General features: G+C 48.9%; 19 protein-coding genes. 3 read left to right on the top strand and 16 right to left on the bottom strand.

The window, feature by feature from the left end; all coding sequences use genetic code 11:
* Window positions 1–5 precede the first annotated feature (5 nt).
* From ACXN9U_RS03435 to ACXN9U_RS03410, 6 genes are all read right to left on the bottom strand, one after another.
* Window positions 6–998, bottom strand: coding sequence for a thiamine pyrophosphate-dependent dehydrogenase E1 component subunit alpha (locus tag ACXN9U_RS03435; RefSeq protein ID WP_060964809.1), 993 nt, complete (start codon window positions 996–998; stop codon window positions 6–8).
* Window positions 999–1,020: 22 nt separating this feature from the next.
* The gene (gene lpdA / locus ACXN9U_RS03430; RefSeq protein WP_060964808.1) at window positions 1,021–2,442 is read right to left on the bottom strand and encodes a dihydrolipoyl dehydrogenase; all 1,422 of its coding nucleotides are present in this window, start codon (window positions 2,440–2,442) and stop codon (window positions 1,021–1,023) included.
* A complete protein-coding gene (gene buk, locus ACXN9U_RS03425) occupies window positions 2,432–3,547 on the bottom strand; it encodes a butyrate kinase (RefSeq protein WP_101605447.1) in 1,116 nt (371 codons plus the stop codon). Before buk ends, lpdA begins: the two co-directional genes overlap by 11 nt.
* A gap of 17 nt (window positions 3,548–3,564) precedes the next feature.
* On the bottom strand, window positions 3,565–4,659 hold the full coding sequence (gene bcd / locus ACXN9U_RS03420) for a branched-chain amino acid dehydrogenase (RefSeq protein ID WP_060964806.1): 1,095 nt from the start codon (window positions 4,657–4,659) through the stop codon (window positions 3,565–3,567).
* Window positions 4,660–4,672: 13 nt separating this feature from the next.
* On the bottom strand, window positions 4,673–5,566 hold the full coding sequence (yqiS, locus tag ACXN9U_RS03415) for a phosphate butyryltransferase (RefSeq protein WP_060964805.1): 894 nt from the start codon (window positions 5,564–5,566) through the stop codon (window positions 4,673–4,675).
* A gap of 122 nt (window positions 5,567–5,688) precedes the next feature.
* Window positions 5,689–7,758, bottom strand: coding sequence for a sigma-54 interaction domain-containing protein (locus ACXN9U_RS03410; protein WP_060964804.1), 2,070 nt, complete (start codon window positions 7,756–7,758; stop codon window positions 5,689–5,691).
* A gap of 153 nt (window positions 7,759–7,911) precedes the next feature.
* Here ACXN9U_RS03410 and ACXN9U_RS03405 point away from each other — a divergent pair, with 153 nt between their 5' ends.
* The gene (locus ACXN9U_RS03405) at window positions 7,912–8,154 is read left to right on the top strand and encodes a DUF2627 domain-containing protein (protein WP_016939026.1); all 243 of its coding nucleotides are present in this window, start codon (window positions 7,912–7,914) and stop codon (window positions 8,152–8,154) included.
* Window positions 8,155–8,181: 27 nt separating this feature from the next.
* Here the strand turns inward: ACXN9U_RS03405 and prpB are convergent, their stop codons facing one another.
* From prpB to ytaF, 10 genes are all read right to left on the bottom strand, one after another.
* On the bottom strand, window positions 8,182–9,087 hold the full coding sequence (gene prpB, locus ACXN9U_RS03400; protein ID WP_489202171.1) for a methylisocitrate lyase: 906 nt from the start codon (window positions 9,085–9,087) through the stop codon (window positions 8,182–8,184).
* Window positions 9,088–9,105: 18 nt separating this feature from the next.
* Window positions 9,106–10,533, bottom strand: a complete 1,428-nt coding sequence (locus ACXN9U_RS03395; protein ID WP_060964802.1) for a bifunctional 2-methylcitrate dehydratase/aconitate hydratase — start codon at window positions 10,531–10,533, stop codon at window positions 9,106–9,108.
* A 25-nt stretch (window positions 10,534–10,558) separates the two neighbouring features.
* Entirely contained in the window at window positions 10,559–11,656 is a 1,098-nt protein-coding gene (gene mmgD / locus ACXN9U_RS03390; protein WP_060964801.1) for a citrate synthase, read from the bottom strand.
* A gap of 24 nt (window positions 11,657–11,680) precedes the next feature.
* Window positions 11,681–12,814 carry an acyl-CoA dehydrogenase gene (locus ACXN9U_RS03385; protein ID WP_060964800.1) on the bottom strand — a complete coding sequence of 378 codons (1,134 nt, stop codon included), beginning with the start codon at window positions 12,812–12,814 and terminating at the stop codon, window positions 11,681–11,683.
* 29 nt (window positions 12,815–12,843) lie between these two features.
* Complete coding sequence (locus ACXN9U_RS03380) at window positions 12,844–13,695, bottom strand: 3-hydroxybutyryl-CoA dehydrogenase (protein ID WP_060964799.1); 852 nt, start codon at window positions 13,693–13,695, stop codon at window positions 12,844–12,846.
* Window positions 13,696–13,715: 20 nt separating this feature from the next.
* Window positions 13,716–14,897, bottom strand: coding sequence for an acetyl-CoA C-acetyltransferase (locus tag ACXN9U_RS03375; protein ID WP_489202170.1), 1,182 nt, complete (start codon window positions 14,895–14,897; stop codon window positions 13,716–13,718).
* A gap of 136 nt (window positions 14,898–15,033) precedes the next feature.
* Entirely contained in the window at window positions 15,034–15,771 is a 738-nt protein-coding gene (locus ACXN9U_RS03370; protein ID WP_489202169.1) for a glycerophosphodiester phosphodiesterase, read from the bottom strand.
* Between the two features lie 87 nt (window positions 15,772–15,858).
* Window positions 15,859–16,485 carry an N-acetylmuramoyl-L-alanine amidase family protein gene (locus ACXN9U_RS03365; protein ID WP_060964796.1) on the bottom strand — a complete coding sequence of 209 codons (627 nt, stop codon included), beginning with the start codon at window positions 16,483–16,485 and terminating at the stop codon, window positions 15,859–15,861.
* Window positions 16,486–16,504: 19 nt separating this feature from the next.
* A complete protein-coding gene (locus tag ACXN9U_RS03360; protein WP_060964795.1) occupies window positions 16,505–16,822 on the bottom strand; it encodes a hypothetical protein in 318 nt (105 codons plus the stop codon).
* A gap of 307 nt (window positions 16,823–17,129) precedes the next feature.
* Window positions 17,130–17,762, bottom strand: coding sequence for a sporulation membrane protein YtaF (gene ytaF / locus ACXN9U_RS03355; protein WP_060964794.1), 633 nt, complete (start codon window positions 17,760–17,762; stop codon window positions 17,130–17,132).
* 147 nt (window positions 17,763–17,909) lie between these two features.
* On the opposite strand from ytaF, the gene ACXN9U_RS03350 reads away from it, so the two are divergent.
* Together ACXN9U_RS03350 and ACXN9U_RS03345 are read left to right on the top strand one after the other, a co-directional pair.
* The gene (locus ACXN9U_RS03350; protein ID WP_016939014.1) at window positions 17,910–18,542 is read left to right on the top strand and encodes a helix-turn-helix domain-containing protein; all 633 of its coding nucleotides are present in this window, start codon (window positions 17,910–17,912) and stop codon (window positions 18,540–18,542) included.
* Window positions 18,543–18,834: 292 nt separating this feature from the next.
* On the top strand, window positions 18,835–18,972 hold the full coding sequence (locus ACXN9U_RS03345) for a hypothetical protein (RefSeq protein ID WP_162829239.1): 138 nt from the start codon (window positions 18,835–18,837) through the stop codon (window positions 18,970–18,972).
* Window positions 18,973–19,038 lie beyond the last annotated feature (66 nt).

The raw sequence follows: 19,038 nt of genomic DNA, 5'->3' as shown, positions 1-19,038 counted from the left end.
CCTCCCTACTTCGCATAAACGTGATCAAGCGTTGATTCAGGAGATGCATATGGCGCTTTCTCCGCTTCGTCTGTCGCTTCGTTTACGATAGCCATGATGTCATCCAGCATGGTCTTTTCTTCTTCTTCACTAAGAAGCCCGGCTTCTTGAAGGTATGTTTTGTATATAAGAAGCGGATCTTGTTTCTTTGCTTCTTCTACTTCTTTGCGTTCTCTGTAGCTGCTGTCGTCGTCGTCACTCGAATGCGGCGTCAAACGGTAGGAAACCGTTTCGATTAATGTAGGGCCTTCGCCTTTAGACGCACGTTCGCGCGCTTCTTTCACGACTCGATAAACTTCCAGCAGATCGTTTCCGTCAACAGTGACGCCCGGCATACCGTAGCCTACCGCCCGGTCGGAGATATTCTCGCAGGCCACCTGTTTGTCATACGGGACAGAAATGGCATACTTATTGTTTTCACACATGAAAATGACCGGCAATTTATGCACGGCGGCGAAGTTCGCCCCTTCGTGAAAATCTCCCTGATTGGAAGAGCCTTCTCCAAAGGTCACGAAAGAAACGATATCCTTTTTATCCATGCGTCCCGCAAGCGCGATCCCGACTGCGTGAGGGACCTGCGTCGTAACAGGAGAGGAGCCCGTTACGATTCTGTTTTTCTTTTGACCGAAGTGTCCCGGCATCTGCCTTCCGCCTGAGTTCGGGTCAGCCGCTTTCGCAAAACCGGACATCATCAAATCCTTTGCAGTCATACCGAATGCAAGCACTACCCCCATATCTCTGTAGTAAGGAAGCACATAGTCGGTATCGCGGTTTAAAGCATAGGCCGCGCCTACTTGTGCCGCTTCCTGCCCTTGACATGAAATAACGAACGGAATTTTGCCCGAGCGGTTTAACAGCCACATTCTTTCGTCGATTTTTCTGGCTAACAGCATGGTTCTATACATTTCAACGGCTTCCGCGTCAGAAAGCCCTAATGCTTGATGGCGGTTTGTAGTCATTCAAACCCCTCCTTCTTTCCTTTTAAAAATGAATCGCGTTTCCGTCTGCGGCTAGTGCAGCTTCTCCAATCGCCTCTGAAAGCGACGGGTGCGGGTGTATGGACTGGCCGATTTCCCACGGCGTCGCATCGAGCACCTTGGCAAGCCCCGCTTCAGAGATCATATCGGTGACGTGCGGACCGATCATATGAACGCCGAGAATATCATCTGTGTTCCGGTCGGCGACGATTTTGACAAAGCCGTCGCTTTCCCCGTAAACAAGCGCTTTTCCGATCGCCATGAACGGAAACTTTCCGATCTTAAGTTCGTGTCCTTTGCGTTCGGCTTCTTCTTCTGTCAAACCGACACTCGCCGCTTCCGGATTTGAATAAATGCATTTTGGCACAAGAGCGGCATCAAGAGGCGCCGGATTAAGACCCGCCATATGTTCAACGGCAATGATGCCTTCACGGGATGCCACATGTGCAAGCTGCAGTCCGCCGACAACATCACCGATCGCATAAATATGCGATTCCTTCGTCTGTCCGGCTTCATTTACGACGACAGAACCGTTTTCCGTTACAATGTCCGTGTTTTCAAGGCCGATTCCTTCAATGTTCGGCTGGCGGCCGATGGAAACAAGCATTTTTTCTGCATAATACGTTTCGCTTTTTCCATTCTTTTCAGCGTCAATTGAAACACCGTCCGCTTTTTTCAATGTATCCGGAAGCACTTTCGCACCCGTCACGATCTTAATCCCTTTTTTCGTTAACAGTTTTTCCATTTCGCTTGAAATATCACGGTCCTCAGTCGGCAAAATGCGGTCCGCATATTCGATCACAGTGATATCGACGCCGAAATCGTTCAGCATGGATGCCCATTCAATACCGATGACACCGCCGCCGACGATCATCATAGATTGGGGCAGACGTTCAAGCTCAAGCGCTTCATCTGACGTCAGAATATATGTACCGTCAGCTTCTAAACCCGGCAGCATTTTCGGTCTCGAACCGGTTGCGATAATCAATTGTTTCGGTATCAGCATGTCGTTTTCTTCGCCATTTGCGTATTCAACGGAAACTGTACCTGGAAGAGGTGAGAAGATGGAAGGGCCGAGCATACGTCCGTACCCGTTGAATACATCAATCTTCCCCTTTTTCATCAGGTGGGCGACACCGCCGGCCAGCCGGTCAACGATTCCCTGCTTTCGTTTTTGCACACTGTCAAAACGGAGGGAGACACCTTCCGTTTCAATGCCGAACGATGCCGCTTCCTTTGCGGTCCGATACACTTCCGCGCTTCTTAACAGCGCTTTACTCGGAATACATCCTTTATGCAGGCATGTTCCGCCGAGTTTTTCTTTTTCTACAACGGCCGTTTTTAAGCCGAGCTGGGCCGCTCTGATGGCGGCGACATAACCGCCTGTTCCGCCGCCCAGAATGACCACATCATACTCAGTCGCCATCTGTTTTCACTCCTTCGCCGATCTGATATTGTTTTGCCTGCTCCTCACCGGCTAAAACCCGAAGCGCGCCTTGCGCGAGAGATTGCAGTTCATTTTCTCCCGGGTACACCAGTACATCCGAAATCCAATCTATGTACGATCTGATGGCGGATACGAAACGTTTCCCGTACGCTAAACCGCCCGTCAGGACGATAATGTCTACTTTTCCTTTTAAAACGGCGCTTGCCGCCCCGATTTCTTTTGCTACTTGATAAGCCATGGCATCATAAATGAGCCTTGCATGCTCATCTCCGTCCTGAATTCGTTTTTCCACTTTCAACGCGTCCGTTGTTCCCAGGTAGCCGGACAGTCCGCCGGTGCCGACAAGTTTTTTCATCATATCGGCTTTTGAATATTTGCCGGAAAAACACATTTCCACCAGATCTCCGGCCGGAACGGTTCCCGCACGTTCCGGACTTAAAGGTCCTTCACCGTGAAGCCCGTTGTTGACATCCGTCACCCTTCCGCAGTCATGAACGCCGACTGTGATGCCGCCGCCCATGTGGGTGACGATCATCTTCATCTGTTCATACCGCTTGCCGAGGGACGCCGCCGCCTGACGGGCAACGGCTTTTTGGTTTAAAGCATGAAAAATGCTTTTCCGCTTGATTTCAGGCATTCCTGATACTTTAGCGAGCGGAGTCATCTCATCCACTACGACCGGATCGACGATATATGCCGGGATATTTAGTCCGTCAGCAATTTCCCTGGCAATAATTCCGCCCAGATTGGAAGCATGCTGGCCGTTGTAGCCGTTTTTCAAATCAGTGATCATGGCGTCATTCACTTCATATGTGCCGCCCTCAATCGGTCTGAGCAGGCCGCCTCTGGCGCAAACGGCATCAAACTTTGAAATGTTGATGCCCTGTTCGTGAAGAGACTCAAGTATGCTTATTTTTCGAAATTCGTATTGGTCGATAATGCTGTTAAATGTTTTCAGCTCTTCTTCGGGGTGCCGCAGCGTCTTTTCAAATATACAGCGTTCATTGTGAAAGACGCCGATTTTCGTTGATGTTGAGCCTGGATTCAGAATGAGAATGCGTTTTTCCTGTTCGAACATTTTCATACCTCCAGATCAAATTCCTACCGTCTGCTTAATATGCTTTGGCCGTTTTGCAAAAACTGGCTTCTTGAACGGCGCATGCGCTCAATTCGTTCCTCAGCAAGACGGTCAGCCGCTAAATATGTCGGAATGCCGTCACGCGCGGAAATATCGAGCACCCGTTCAATGTTTGCATAGATGCCTTCAACCTTTTTCAAAGCCCGCTCTGCATTGTAGCCGTAAAGCTCATCTGCTACATTGATGACGCCGCCGGCATTGATGACATAATCCGGTGCGTATACGATTCCCATCTCATGAATGGTATCGCCGTGACGTGTTTCTTTCAGCTGGTTATTGGCCGCTCCCGCAATGACTTTCGCCTTCAGCTGTGTAATCGTGTCATCGTTAATGACGGCACCGAGAGCACACGGAGCATAAATATCGCACGCCTGTGAGTAAATGTCGTCCGGATCGACTGCACGGGCGCCAAAGTCCTCAACGGCACGTTTAACAGATTCTTTATTGATATCCGTCACGATTAGAGAAGCACCTTCTTCGTGAAGGTGGCGGCAAAGATTGTAAGCCACATTTCCCACGCCTTGCACGGCAATTGTTTTTCCTTCCAGTGAATCAGTGCCGAACGCCGCTTTAGCGGCAGCTTTCATCCCTTTGTATACGCCGTACGCCGTAACCGGAGACGGATTTCCTGAGGAACCGAATGCAGGAGAAATCCCTGTTACATAGTCTGTTTCATCATGAATAATATCCATATCTTCAACGGTGGTGCCGACGTCTTCCGCCGTAATATATCTTCCGTTTAAGCCTTGGATGTACCGGCCGAATGCGCGGAACATTTCTTCATTCTTATCCTTGCGCGGGTCCCCGATAATAACGGTTTTCCCGCCGCCCAGGTTTAGCCCGGCAGCCGCATTTTTATAAGTCATGCCTTTTGCGAGTCTTAATGCATCTTCAATCGCAGCTTCTTCACTGTCATATGTCCACATTCTTGTTCCGCCGAGTGCAGGACCGAGCGTCGTATCATGAATCGCGATGATCGCTTTTAATCCAGATTGTTCATCTTGGCAGAATACCAATTGTTCGTAATCATAAGTCTCCATATATTTAAAAATTTCCATAGGTTCGTTCCTCCTACTGTTCTTGTGATGCGCAAATCGCAAGCGCAATTGAATACAGTTTATTTTCTGCGGTATCCGCTCTGCTCGTTAATGCAATCGGCGCCTTCGCACCGGCGATGACGGCAGCAACATTTGCTTTCGCAAAATAAATCATTGACTTATAAAGCATATTTCCGGCCTCAATTGAAGGAACCAAGAGAATATCCGCCTGGCCCGCAACGCTTCCGGAAATTCCTTTTTGGAGCGCGGCCGCTTGGGATACGGCATTATCCAAAGCGAGCGGTCCGTCCGCAATGCAGCCCGTAATCTGTCCTCTATTGCACATTTGGACGATTGCAGCGGCATTCAGCGTCGCCTCCATTTTCGGGTTAACCGTTTCAATTGCGGCAAGGACTGCAGCTTTCGGCATAGGGTTCCCTACTGAATGCGCGACATGAACCGCATTTTGCAGAATATGCCGAAGCTCTTCAAGAGACGGGGCAATGTTCAGCGCCGAATCCGTTACATACATCAGCCGGTCATAGTCCGGCACCTCAAAAACGGCTACATGTGATAACACCTTCTTTGAACGCAGCCCTTCCTGTCGGTTTAACACTGATTTCAGAAGAGTTGAGCTCGGCAGATTCCCTTTCATTAAAATATCAGCCTCTTGTTCACGCACTGCTCGCACTGCTTTTGCAGCAGATTCTTCGGGTGAATCGGCGTGGACGATTTCAGCATTAAACTTCGGCTCGTTTGCCAGGAGTTCTTTCAGCTTTTCACTGTCACCCGTCAGTAAAAATCGTGCCGATAAATGTTCTGCCGCCATTTTGACAGCTTGGATCACTTCTTTATCTGCTGCGTGGGCCACTGCAATGGTTTTTGCGTTTTTTGCCGCGGCTTTTTCAACTAGGTCTCTCAGCTTCATTTTGTACCACCTTCCTTGTGCGAATCCGCTTTTATCAATGCAAGTTCCGTGCCAAATATGCAGGAGGGTTATTACGGCCTTTTTTTAAGAAAACATGCAGCTGGTTGCGCTTTTTCTGCAATTTATTGCATGCCGTCATTTGCAAGGCCGTACTTGTCCATTTTGTAGTACAGATTCCGAATGCTGACACCAAGCGCTTTTGCCGTTTTGGTTCGGTTGAATTTGTGCTTTTCAAGTGTTTTTTGAATGACATGTGCTTCAAATTTTTCAACGGCTTGAGAGAGTTTTTCTCCTTCCACATCCGGAAAATCACTCTGGGCGCCGTTTTTTTCATTCAGCTCTGTTTCAAAAACAGGCAGATGCTGCTGTTCGATCCGCTCCATGTTCGGCTCTAAAAAGATCATCGCCCGGCCGAGCACATTTTCAAGCTCTCGTACGTTTCCAGGCCAGCTGTAGGCTGATAAAGCACGCAGCGCGTTGGGCGAGAGTCCCTTTACGTTGCGTCCGTAATCCTGATTGATTTTTTCAATGAGCCTAATGCTCAGCGCTTCTATATCTTCTTTACGCTGCCGAAGCGGCGGGATGGAGATCGGATAGCGGTTAATCCGGTAATACAGGTCTTCCCGGAACGTCCCTTCCGCCATGGCTTTTTCGATATTGACATTTGTCGCTGCGATAATTCTGACATTGACAGAAATCGCTTTAGCGCCGCCGACTCTGATAATTTCTTTTTCCTGCAGAACCCTGAGCAGCTTTGCCTGGGTGCTTTGGGTCAGCTCCCCGATTTCATCTAAGAAAATGCTGCCGTTATTCGCTTCTTCAAAAAGCCCTTTTTTGCCCCCGCGCCTCGCGCCCGTAAACGCGCCTTCCTCATAGCCGAAAAGCTCGGATTCAAGCAGTGATTCAGACAGGGCCGCACAATTGACCCTGATGAATTTATTGTATTTTCGGTCGCTTTCATTATGGATGGCGTGGGCGAAAAGTTCTTTTCCGGTGCCGGATTCTCCCCGCAGCAGAATCGTCGCCGGCGTTTTCGCCCCGAGCTTCGCCTGTTCAAGGGCGACCAGCATTTGTTCACTCGTGCCGATAATGTCATCAAACGTGTATTTCGCTTCAAGCGTGCGGATGATCTGGCGCGCCCGGTTCAATTCAGCCGTCAGCGTTTTAATTTCTGACACATCGTGAATGACGCCGACGCTGCCTTTTAAAATACCGTCGACAATAACGGGGGCAACATTCACAATGACATCCTTTTTATTGGGGCCGACTTTCATCCTTACCCCCCGTACGGGCCGCCTTGTCCCCAATACTTTCAGATGCATGCTTTCCCCTTCCGAAATATCGGTGGAGGCGGGTTTTCCGATGACTTCGCTTTCTGCCAGCCCGGTCATTTTTGTATACGCTTTGTTGATTAACATTCCGATGCCGTTTTCATCAACGACGGAAATGGCTTCGTCTGACGATTGAATAATCGCTTCAAGCATAGTGCGGATTTGTTTTAAGTTCGTGACCTCTTCTGCCAGCTCAACCGCGTCCGTGATGTCTTTAAACACGCATAACGCCCCGAGAAGCTTCCCGCCTTCATCAATGATCGGCAGTCTTGTCGTGACAATCTGAAGGTGCTTTCCGAGGAGCTGCTTCTGGTTATACTCCGGCTCTCTCGTTTCCAAAATCCGCGGCAGTTTTGTGTTCGGCACTACGTCTTTAATTTGGCGGCCGATGACATCTTCCCGTTTTTGACCGACCATTTTTTCAGCCATCTGATTAAATAAAATGATCGTTTCATTGACGTCTATAAAAATCATGCCGTCGTGCGTTGAATTAAAAATCCGGTCATGCTTATAGGTCTGGGACTTCAGCATTTGAATAAGCTCCTGTTTTTCCTCCATCAGCTGAAACATCATGTACGCCAATTTTCCCGGCATGACGATGGTTTGTTCTTTTTTCTGTTGGAGCAGCTCATCCATGACCGCTTTGTCGCCCGTTGTATGGATGATGATATCTATATCTTCGGTTATGTAAGATTTCCAATCTGATGAGGTTGCAATTCCATATTTCCGGGCTTCTTGCAGCCCTTGCGCCTCCGGATCTTGATCAACCACCGCAATAATTTGGATCAGCTTTGTTTTCATCAAAATCTGTAAGAGCGCCGTGCCTCCTTTACCAGCACCTATAATCAGCACCTTCTGCATCCCGATACCCCTTTATATGAAAAAATTTGCACACCTGTATTTTCCGTTGCAATAATTTGCACAACCCCTATGTTACCATGTTTTCATCTCTTGACAAAATATTTTTTCGATTGGACAATAAAGGAAATCACATCGTAAAGGGGTTTTCTGAATATGAGCCGGCTTGTTGCGCTTTTGATTCTCGTCCTCCCCGGCGCTGTCGCGGCGCTCGGCATTAAGCTGATGAGAGATGCATTATTCGGGCATGTGTTTGCCCCGTTTCCGTCCCTTTTTCTTCAGGGAGCTGCCGGACTGGCGTTTTTTTTATTCGGCCTTTATATTCTGGCCGGGTTTATTCTGTACAGAGATCGGAAACGCAACCAAGTCAGCCCGCGGTTCAGGAAAAAAAAGCTGTAAAAAAAGCCCTTGTAAAAAAGGGCTTTTTCAGTCGTCCGGCAGTATCGTTTTGGCAATGGATTGATCCAGTTCTTCATAGTCATCATAAGCGATCGTTTCATATAATTCTTTTCTCGTCTGCATATCGGAAAGCCCCGCTTTTTGCGAGCCTTCTTCTTTTATAAGGCGGAAAATACGCTCAAAAGCCTTTGCCGCCGTTCTGAGTGATGTGACCGGGTAAATGACCATGTGACAGCCCATATCGGAAAATTCTTCCGCACTGTAATACGGCGTTTTCCCGAACTCGGTCATATTTGCGAGAACCGGCACACTGGTTTGTTTGGAAAACGCTCTGAATTCGCTTTCTGATTGGAGCGCTTCCGGAAAAATAGCGTCAGCCCCCGCTTTTATATAAGCGTCCGCTCTTTTTATGGCGCCCTCCAGCCCTTCCTGCTGTCTGGCGTCTGTCCTTGCAACAACGAGAAGAGTCGGCGCGGCCTGCTTGACCGCTTTGATTTTCTGCGCCATTTCTTCAATCGGCACGAGCTGCTTCCCATTCAGATGCCCGCATTTTTTCGGCAGGCGCTGATCCTCCATCTGCACGGCGGCTGCGCGCGCTTCATACATTTCTTTCGCCGTCCGGGCAGCATTCAGGATACCTCCGAAACCCGTATCAATGTCCACTAGGACGGGCAGATCAGACGAGCGTACCAAATCTTTAACCCGTTCAGCCATTTCTGCCAACGTGATGATGCCTAAATCGGGCAGCCCCCTGCTCGCCGTGTAAGCCGCACCTGATAAATAAAGAGCCGAAAACCCCGTTTTCTTGGCGATAAGAGCAGCCATCGCATCATGAGCGCCGGGGATCTGCAATATATCCGGCGCTGTCATCAGCGTACGGAACCGCTCTGCAAGCTCCTCTTGAGACGACTGCCTGCTGACGATCCACGTCATGTTTGCCACCCTCCTATTTTATATGAGAAATAAGTCCATAAATTCAATAACGCTGAGCTGCTGCATCCGTCCGCTATGTCTGCAGGCTTCTTCTATTTTACGCTGCTGCTTCAATGAAAAATGAGTGCTGATGTTTGCTGAAAACTTGGCAAGAATATTCGGTACGGCTTCGTTTCTGCGAAACCGGTGCCCGAGCGGGTATTCACATTCGATCCGTTCCGTAGCTGTGCCGTCTGTGAAATGCACCTGTATGGCATTTGAGATGGATCGCTTATGCGGGTCTAAGTAATCCTTTGAGTACGCTTTGTGTTCCGTCACCTCCATTTTGCCCCGCAATGTATCAATTCGCGGGTCAGACGCCGTTTCCTCTTCATAATGATCTGCCTTTATATCTCCGAAAAGAAGCCCGATTGCCGTAATGTACTGCAGGCAATGATCCCGGTCTGCCGGATTGTGAAGCGGCCCTTTTTTATCGATAATCCGGATTGCTGATTCATGCGTCATAATCGTGATCCTGTCGATTTCCCCGATGCGGTCTTTCACCTGCGGATGGAGCCGGACCGCGCATTCCGCCGCTGTCTGGGCGTGGAATTCAGCCGGATAGGATACTTTAAACAATACATTCTCCATCACATAGGACCCAAGCGGGCGGGCAAGCTTTATTTCCTGCCGGTTAAATAATACGTCTTGAAATCCCCACACCGGTGCGGTCAGCGCCGTCGGGTACCCCATTTCACCTTTTTGCGCCACCAGGGCCAAATACACGCCTCTGCTCGTCGCGTCACCGGCTGCCCATGATTTGCGCGATCCGGTGTTCGGCGCATGCCGGTACGTTCTGAGGCTTGAATTATCAATCCAGGCGTGAGATACGGCGTTATTGATTTCCGCTTTTGAGCCTCCCATCATGTGGGCGCAAACAGCCGCAGTCGCCACTTTCACAAAGAGCACATGGTCAAGTCCGACTCTGTTTAAACTGTTTTCTAAAGCGAGAATTCCTTGAATTTCGTGCGCTTTGATCATTGCGCGAAGCACATCGCGTACGGTAAGCGGTTCTTTCCCTTCAGACATTCTCACTCTGGAAATATAGTCCGCACAAGCCAATATGCCTCCGAGATTGTCAGACGGATGACCCCATTCCGCCGCAAGCCACGTATCATTATAATCGAGCCACCTGTTGATGCATCCGATATTAAAGGCGGCCGTGACGGGGTCTAATACAAAAGGCGTGCCCGGAACCCTGCTGCCGTTCGGCACAGTGGTTCCCGGGACAATCGGGCCGAGCAGCTTTGTACATTCGGGATAGCTGAGCGCCAAAATGCCGCAGCCTATCGTATCAAGAAGCACATGTCCTGCCGTAGTGAAAGCTTCTGAACTGTCAATCTCCTGATGGAGCACGTAATCAGAAATCTCTTCGATCACGGCGTCCATTCGGCGGGTTTCTGTCATGTTTTCATCTTCCTTTCTTGTCTGTTTACAGGCGCGCTCCGGTATAGCGGACACGCGGGCGGAAAAGCCGGTTTCTGCTGTGCTGTTCAATGACGTGCGCGCACAGGCCGACGGTTCGTGCGCTGAAAAATATAGGCGTGTACAGCGGTATCGGAATGCCGAGCATGTAATAGACCGGCGCTGCGTAGTAATCTAAATTCGGATAAAGGCCTTTTTTCTCCCGCATGACGGTTTCGCCGGCTTCACACATGTGATAAAGACGGAAATCACCTGACAGATCAGACAGCTTTTTCAGCGCTTCTTTCATCATGAGCGCCCTCGGGTCCATTTTTTTCATGTAGACACGGTGGCCGAAGCCCATGATTTTTTCTTTGTTTGCGAGTTTCTGAGTTAACAAGTGAATAAACCCGTCTGTATCCTTCGCTTCTTCAAGCATGTACATAACCGCTTCGTTCGCTCCGCCGTGAAGGTTTCCCTTAAGCGAGGCGACGGCTCCGGTGAGAGCGCCGTAAATATCCGATTGCGTCGAAGCGATGACACGGGCCGTAAATGTTGAGTTCGGCAATTCATGCTCACTGTATAAAAGAAGCGACCTGTCGAATATTTCTTCTTCCAAGGAGGACGGCGTTTTTCCGGTAATCATATATAAAAAGTTTGCGCTGTACGATAAGGTTCCGACAGGCGCTAAAGGTTCCTGACCGTTTATGACACGATAGCTGTTGACGGTCAGATTGGGCATTTTGCCTATCAGCCCGCGGACACGGTGCCGATTTACAGAAGAGGTGCGGTCATCAATATCCTTATCAAAGCCGCCAAGCGCGGACAAGCCTGTCCTCAGACCGTCCATCGGATGAGTATGTTCAGGCAGCAGACGGCATATATGCAAGATTTCCTCGGGAAGGTCTCCGCCGCGCCGGATGTCATATTCAAGCGCCGCCTTCTCTTTCGCATCAGGAAGTCTGTCTTCCAATAAGAGGTGGACAATGTCCATATAGCCGGCCGTTTCAGAAAGCTCGATCAGATCATGGCCTTTGATTAAAATCCTGCCCTGCTGTGTATCCAAAAAAGAAATTCCCGTTTCCACCGCAATGACGCCATCTAAACCGGGAGAATAAGATTCCATGGTTTCGCTCCTTTTCCGCGCTTTTTATTGAAGAAGATACTTAGAAATAATCAGCCTTTGAATCTCATTGGTGCCCTCATAGATTTGCGTGACCTTCGCATCCCGAAATAAACGCTCCGCGGGATACTCTTTCATATAGCCGTAGCCGCCGTGAATCTGCACAGCCTCCACTGCCGCTTTCATCGCCGCATCAGACGCGAATTGCTTTGCCATCGATGCTTCTTTTCCGCACGGAAGCCCGCGCTGATACAGATCAGCGGCATGATAGACTAATAGTTTGGCAGCTTCCGCATTCGTCGCCATGTCAGAAAGTTTAAAAGAAACGGCCTGATTCGAGGCAATGGGCCTGCCGAACTGGCTGCGGGTTTTGGCGTATTCCGCCGAGCAGCCGAGCGCCGCTTCGATAATTCCGAGCGCCTGAGCCGCTATGCCGATCCGTCCGACATCTAGGTTTTTCATGGCGATTGAAAAACCCTCGCCCTCTTCGCCGAGCCGGTTTTCAATTGGAATTTCCGCTTGGTCAAATTGCAATTCGACGGTATTGGAACCTAACAATCCGAGCTTTTTTTCTTTCTTTCCGACAGAAAAGCCGGGTGTGTTTTTTTCAACGATAAAAGCGGAAATCCCCTTTCTCCCTTTATCCGGGTCCGTTAAGGCAAATGTCAGATACAGATCTGCCGCTCCGCCGTTTGTAATAAAGATTTTTGAACCGTTCAGAATATATGAACCGCCTTTTCGCACTGCCGTTGTTTTCAGGCTTCCCGCATCAGATCCGGATTGAGGCTCAGTAAGCGCAAAAGCCCCGACGTATTCGCCCGCTGCCAGCTTTGGAATATACCTTTGTTTTTGGGCTTCTGTCCCGAAATGGAGAATCGGGTTTGTCCCTACCGATGTGTGGACGGATAAAATGACGCCGACAGCTGCGCTGACTTTTGATATTTCATGAATCGCTAAAATGTAAGATGTTGTATCAGCCCCCGCTCCGCCGTATGCTTCCGGGACGGGGATGCCCATTAACCCCGCTTCTCCCATTTTTTTAATCAGCCGGTCCGGAAATTCATCGGTTGTTTCCATGATCTCAACCATCGGTGCGATTTCCTTGCGTGCAAAATCGCGCACCATTTTTCTCATCATGATGTGCTCTTCTGTAAAATGCACGGCTGCAGGCCTCCCCCATGATTTTTATGTCATCTGTTGTACTCATAAAAACCGCGCCCGCTTTTTTTGCCGAGCCAGCCGGCGCTGACGTATTTTCTGAGCAGCGGGCATGGGCGGTATTTCGAATCTCCGAACCCCGCATAGAGAACCTCCATGATGGAAAGGCATGTATCCAATCCGATGAAGTCGGCTAATGTTAAAGGCCCCATCGGGTGACGCATGCCGAGCTTCATCACTTCATCAATCGCTTCCTTTGAAGCCGCCCCTTCGTAAAGGCAATAAACGGCCTCGTTAATCATCGGCATTAATATACGGTTAGATATAAAGCCGGGAAAATCATTGACTTCGACAGGCGTTTTTTTCATCCGGACAGCAAGCTTCTTTACTGTTTCCGCCGTTTCTTCCGACGTAGCAAGCCCTCTGATGACCTCGACAAGCTCCATGACAGGAACCGGATTCATAAAATGCATGCCGATTACTTTGTCAGGTCTTTTTGTGACAGCAGCAAGCTCCGTAATAGGAAGAGAAGACGTATTGCTTGCCAATATGGTATGAGGGGGACACATTTCATCAAGTGTGCCGAGTAATTCAGTCTTTGCTGTTTTGTTTTCGGCAATGGCTTCTATTACAAAATCAGCATCTCCCGCTTCTGTGAGCGCTGCCGGGGAGATGCGGCTGAAAACGGATTCTGTTTCATGCCGTGTCTTGCGTCCTTTCGCCTGATCTTTCTCCAGATTTGTCTTTATGCGGTAAAGGCCTTTTGTCACCGATTCCGGCTCCACATCGTATAACATGACGGAAAACCCAGCTTCTGCAGCCGTCTGCGCGATGCCTGCTCCCATCTGACCCGCACCTGCGACCATGATTGTTTTCATCTTCATCTGACGCTCCCCTCGTTATATCAGTACACCTCGAGCAGGACGGCGTCTCCTTGGGCCGCTCCGCTGCATATAGCCGCTATGCCTAAACCTCCCCCGCGCCGCTTTAATTCGTATATCAAACTCATGATGATTCTGGCGCCGCTTGCGCCGATCGGATGGCCGAACGCGATCGCCCCTCCGTTTACATTCACTTTCTCCCGGCTGTATCCGGCAATTTTTTCGCTGACGAGCACGACGGACGCAAATGCTTCATTTACTTCAAACAAATCAATATCGTCAACGGACAGTCCGGTTTTTTTCAAAAGCCTGTTGATCGCTTCTCCCGGTGCGCTGGCAAGCTCAGACGCTTCCAGTCCGACAGACGCAAAACCAAGTATCGCAGCGAGCGGTCTGACATGCTGCTTCGCGGCCTTTTCCTCTGACATCAGCACAAATGCTCCGGCGCCGTCATTTACACCGGGAGCGTTTCCCGCTGTAACCGTTCCGCCGGCTGTAAAAATAGGCTTAAGCTTTGCGAGCTGCTCAAGGCTTGTATCAGGACGCAGCCCCTCATCCTGCGTAACAGTATGCTGTTTGCCCTTTTTGCCGGTCCAAGTAACCGGAACGATTTCTTCTTGCAATTTGCCCGTCTCAGCCGCCTCAGCCGCGCGTTTCTGGCTTGAAAGAGCGTAATGATCCTGTTCATCTCGGGAAATGCCGTACTTTTCGGCCGCAGCGCTTCCGTGGACAGCCATATGCACCTGATCGAACGCACAGGTCAGCCCGTCATGAACCATTAAATCCTGAAAAACCCCGTCTCCCATTCTTATTCCCCAACGGCCGGCCGGAATGGCGTACGGGATGTTGCTCATGCTTTCCATTCCGCCTGCAATCAGCACGTCGGCATCATTCGCCCGGATGATTTGATCACAGAAGGTAACGGCTCTGAGCCCCGATGCACAAACCTTATTAATGGTTTCAGCCGGAACGGACCATGGAAGCCCGGCATACCTTGCAGCCTGCCGTGCCGGAATCTGCCCCGCACCCGCTTGGACGACCATTCCCATCACCGCTCCTTCTGCTTCGCTTTCACCGATGCCGGCGCGCTTGATTGCTTCTTTTATGGCAATGCCGCCAAGCTCGGCTGCTTTTACCTCTTTTAATGCACCGCCGAATTTTCCGAACGGTGTTCTTGCCGCACTGACGATAACCGTTTTCCCCACACTTTTGCCTCACTTTCAATAAAATAAGATAACGCTTACATAAAAGGCCCTGTTACACTATATGAACCTCCTGATCACGTTATGATCGCCCCTCCGGTTTCTGCCCATAAAAAAAAGACTGTTCTGAACAGTCTTCTTAATGGCGGCATTCTTCTTTTATAGAAACAGCCAGCTTTGGATAATCGGTAAAAAATGCGTCTGCTCCCGCTTTCATCAGCTGCTTCATATCTTCCGGGCGATTAACGGTGAACGGACGGAGCTTCACTTGGTGTTTTATTAGATGTTTGATCGCTTCAGCGCTGACCGCCGGCGTACCAAGCTTCGGATGATAACCTGAAGCAGGGATTGAAGCGAGATACTGTTCAGGCCGGTACAGCACATCCATCGTCAGCACCGCCCGTTCAATCTCAGGCGCCAAGGCGTGGCAAAGCGCAAGGCTCTCATGATTAAATGAAGAAAAAATAACGCGCTTTTCCAATCCGTAATACCTGACTTTTTTGATCACTTCTTTTTCCATTCCCTCGTAGCGGAATACACTGTTTTTCAGCTCAATATTGATCAGAAAATCGGCGCGCTCCGCAAAACGCAGCACGTCTGACAAAAGCGGAATTCTGACTCCTTTAAAAGAATCTTTCCATTTTCCGGCGGCATCGGCGGTTCTGATTTTGTCATACGCCGTATCTTTCACAAATCCTTGTAAAGACGTCGTTCGGTCAAGGGTTTCATCGTGAATGACCACGATACGGCCGTCTTTGGTCATCTGTACGTCAAGTTCGATTCCGTCCGCCCCGTCCTCAATCGCTTTTGTGAACGCGGGCATCGTATTTTCGGGATAGTCGCCCGACGCCCCCCGGTGGGCAAAAATAGTCGTCATATGTGTCACCTCAGGTGTTTGTCATCGGTTTTCTCTATTATAATCGTTATGCACGTAAGGCGGGCGCTATTTACACATATTTTACGATTATCGGCCGCTGTAATAGGTTTCGATTCCATTTACAATGGCGTCGGCGGCGTGTTCTTGCCCGTTAGCGTTCTTCAGCTTGTCCGCATCTTGAGGATTTGTGATAAAGCCTAATTCAGCCAGCACGCTAGGCATTTTTGAATATGTAATGACATAAAAAGGGGCTTCTTTTACACCTCTGTCCCTCATCTCTAGAGACGAAACAAGCTGCTGTTGGATATCAGAAGCAAGCCTTTCGCTGTCTGCTCCTTCATATGTTGAATTAAAATACGTTTCTGTACCTGATGCTGTCGATACGGCTGAGTTCGTATGAAGGCTGACGAATAAATCGGATTGGCTGGCGCTTGCTTTCGCCACCCGCTCGTCCAAACTCAAAAAAGTATCGTCAGTCCTTGACGCAACAGGTGTTGCACCTTCTGCTTCCAATTTGGCGGCTACCTTGTTTGACACCGCTAAATTAATGTTTTTCTCCAACAGTCCATTCCCCCCGGCCCCGCTGTCTTCTCCGCCATGTCCGGCATCAATATAGATGGTCTTCCCTTGCAAAGGTTCGGCTGCATAAGCGGACGGCGCAAGCAGAAGCAGGGCGGCACCGAATGCAGCAGCGCTTTTTGTCAGTAAGCCCACGTTTTTTCCTCCCCATTTTTCACATATCTGTTTCTTTTTTCAGTTTTTCAAGCCGTAATTGTCCGTTGCTCTCTTTTTTATAGGTGATTTGCACCGCCGTATGTTCAGGCAGAAGCTGACATTCAAACCGCTTAGCAAAAGGCACCTTCACCTCGTGCCGCTCTCCGTCAATTTCCAGTGCGATCGTATCGTTTCCGGCGGCTTTTATAAATGTTCCTTCCTGTGTAAATGACGGCGCCGAATCCGCCTCAGCGGTATACTCGCAGCCTGATAGCAGCCATGCAGTGAAGATCAGAAGGATGACAGACTTCACACAGATCACCTCACGTTTTCTCATTCGGCTTTATCTTTGTACAGAATGGCGGATTTGTAAAGGGCGCCTTCGTCCCTCCAGCGATTTTCCATATTTGGAATAAAGGCTTTCTGACCCGCTGATTACCTGAACTTAGAAAGAAAGCGAGCTGATCCGTCTATGAAAAAGGTTCTGTCTGATGGCCGGATATGCAAAATTTAACGGAAACGAACGACTTTCTATTCATTTTGAAAAAATGACAGATCGGCAAAAAAAGAGAGCCCGTCATGCGCTCTCCCGAATAGAATGATTCATATTTATTTTGAGCTTTTCATAAAATGAACGGGACAACTTAAAAGAGCAGCGTATTGACGGCAATGATGAGAATAATCACTCCGCTCAGCACCGTGCTGAACTGTCCGACATGGAAAGAACCGATGCGAAGTGACGCAGCTTTTTTCCCGAGCAGGCAGCCGATCCATATGGTCAGAAAGCTTCCGATCGCCGCAGTGATGGAAATGGCAGCGGGAGAAAGCCCGATCAGGCCCGCGCTTAATCCGTTGGTCAGCGCATTTGCGGATACGGCCACCCCGAGAACCATGGATTCCAGTATACCGATTTCTCCCGAACCGTCAGCATCCGCTGTCTCCGGATTTTGCAGCAGACCGGCGAAACGGCCTTTTTTTCCAGACGTGTCAGCAGGCGCTGTATTTTCTTTTTTTCTCGGCACAGCCAGCAGGATGATGCGGATGCCGATCACAGATAAAATAAAAGCCGCCAGCAAAACGGGGAAAAAGCCCGGTAAAACGGCTGAAATCCATTTGCCGAAATAAATTCCGATATAACTGAATAAAAAACAGATAAAAGCGATCATTGTATTTGATGCGTGCGATATTTTGATCTTTCTGATGCCGTATGACATCCCCACTCCTAAATTATCAATGCTCGAGGACACTGCCAAACCTAAAATCAATAACCAAGCCATGTTATGTTCTCCCCATTCTTTGATGTCTTTTCAACATGTTGTGCTGTTCCAATCTACACTATCCTATTCATCAGCACAGAAAAGGTACCTTTTCTGCAAAAATTATTGACTGATTATCATCATTCCGGCGGAAACGAGGTGACACCCTTGGCAGAAAATGAACATAAGACATTGGGCCCCCTTTTAAAATCACTGCTTGATAAGCACTCTCTCTCCATGAGAAAACTCGGCGCATTAGCCAACATTGATACGGCCACCATCTCCCGGATTATAAACGGCAAGCAGAAGGCCAACTTAAAGCATCTTCAGGAATTCTCAAAGCACCTCCGCACCCCGCTGGAGGAATTGCTTGAAGCGTCAGGAATAGACATCGGCCATGAAAAAGAGACTGCGCCGCAAGATCCGATGCACGCGATTCAGGATATGCTGAACATGGCGGAGATGTTTGATCAGCCTTTTTCCCGTGAACAAATTGAACGCGAGCTGACCAGATATGAACAATATGCCAAAACCCAGCAGGGCCATCGCCTGATTTGTGATGAGTTTCAAAAGAAAATGAATAATGAAGAAAGTGTCGGCCCTTTTATTGATCACTTGAAAAACATGCATCATCAATATATGGATGAATCAACACCGGCTGAAGACCGCCCGATTCTAGGGAGTGCGCTCCTGTATTATATTTTAGCGACAGACGTGATTCCGGATTACATGTTTCCGATCGGCTATCTGGATGACGCCATCGCCGTTCAAATCGCTTTGCATCGGCTGAAAAAAAAGTAAAGGCGCCTAAAAAGCGCCCTTTTTTGTTGAAAAATATGAAACACCGCATTACAGTTTTGTCAAAACAGAGACAGCTGTCATATGATACATTAACCTAACAAAAAGGAGGGTGTCTTCTATGGACAGCAACACAGTTGTGGCAGTGTGCGCTCTGTTAAGTGTTGTGATTCAGATCGGAACGATATTCGCCGCAGGAAAGTGGAAAAAAGAATAAAAAACAAATTTGACGGTTTTTTCACACAAGCGTATGCTTATAAATAACCTTGTAAAAGATAAGAAAGAAGATATGCATATGAAAAAAATCATTCTCCTATTCGCCGCCGCTGTCATATTCAGCTCGATCGGCCATCAAATTTCAGGCGGGTATAAAGACCCTGAAAAGGAACGGAGAAAACCGTTCCAGTCGTTTAAATGGTTCGGCCGGTCATAACCCTCAGGAAGAAGAACAAGCAAAATAATTGCACACAATTAAAACATAAGCTAGAATACGGACGAG

Source organism: Bacillus sp. BACIII (assembly GCF_057836745.1).
Note: the sequence above shows the minus strand (reverse complement) of the source record. Positions and strands in the feature narration are given on the sequence as shown.

What these genes read in the sequence shown, in the direction of transcription:
- yqiS (WP_060964805.1), bottom strand. Translation starts at nt 5,566, where the DNA reads ATGAAGCTGAGAGACCTAGTTGAAAAAGCCGCGGCAAAAAACGCAAAA.
- ACXN9U_RS03405 (WP_016939026.1), top strand. Translation starts at nt 7,912, where the DNA reads ATGAGCCGGCTTGTTGCGCTTTTGATTCTCGTCCTCCCCGGCGCTGTC.
- lpdA (WP_060964808.1), bottom strand. Translation starts at nt 2,442, where the DNA reads ATGGCGACTGAGTATGATGTGGTCATTCTGGGCGGCGGAACAGGCGGT.
- buk (WP_101605447.1), bottom strand. Translation starts at nt 3,547, where the DNA reads ATGAAAATGTTCGAACAGGAAAAACGCATTCTCATTCTGAATCCAGGC.
- ACXN9U_RS03360 (WP_060964795.1), bottom strand. Translation starts at nt 16,822, where the DNA reads ATGAGAAAACGTGAGGTGATCTGTGTGAAGTCTGTCATCCTTCTGATC.
- ACXN9U_RS03395 (WP_060964802.1), bottom strand. Translation starts at nt 10,533, where the DNA reads ATGACAGAAACCCGCCGAATGGACGCCGTGATCGAAGAGATTTCTGAT.
- ACXN9U_RS03410 (WP_060964804.1), bottom strand. Translation starts at nt 7,758, where the DNA reads ATGCAGAAGGTGCTGATTATAGGTGCTGGTAAAGGAGGCACGGCGCTC.
- prpB (WP_489202171.1), bottom strand. Translation starts at nt 9,087, where the DNA reads ATGACGTGGATCGTCAGCAGGCAGTCGTCTCAAGAGGAGCTTGCAGAG.
- ACXN9U_RS03370 (WP_489202169.1), bottom strand. Translation starts at nt 15,771, where the DNA reads ATGACGACTATTTTTGCCCACCGGGGGGCGTCGGGCGACTATCCCGAA.
- ACXN9U_RS03380 (WP_060964799.1), bottom strand. Translation starts at nt 13,695, where the DNA reads ATGAAGATGAAAACAATCATGGTCGCAGGTGCGGGTCAGATGGGAGCA.
- ACXN9U_RS03435 (WP_060964809.1), bottom strand. Translation starts at nt 998, where the DNA reads ATGACTACAAACCGCCATCAAGCATTAGGGCTTTCTGACGCGGAAGCC.
- ACXN9U_RS03345 (WP_162829239.1), top strand. Translation starts at nt 18,835, where the DNA reads ATGAAAAAAATCATTCTCCTATTCGCCGCCGCTGTCATATTCAGCTCG.
- bcd (WP_060964806.1), bottom strand. Translation starts at nt 4,659, where the DNA reads ATGGAAATTTTTAAATATATGGAGACTTATGATTACGAACAATTGGTA.
- mmgD (WP_060964801.1), bottom strand. Translation starts at nt 11,656, where the DNA reads ATGGAATCTTATTCTCCCGGTTTAGATGGCGTCATTGCGGTGGAAACG.
- ytaF (WP_060964794.1), bottom strand. Translation starts at nt 17,762, where the DNA reads ATGGCTTGGTTATTGATTTTAGGTTTGGCAGTGTCCTCGAGCATTGAT.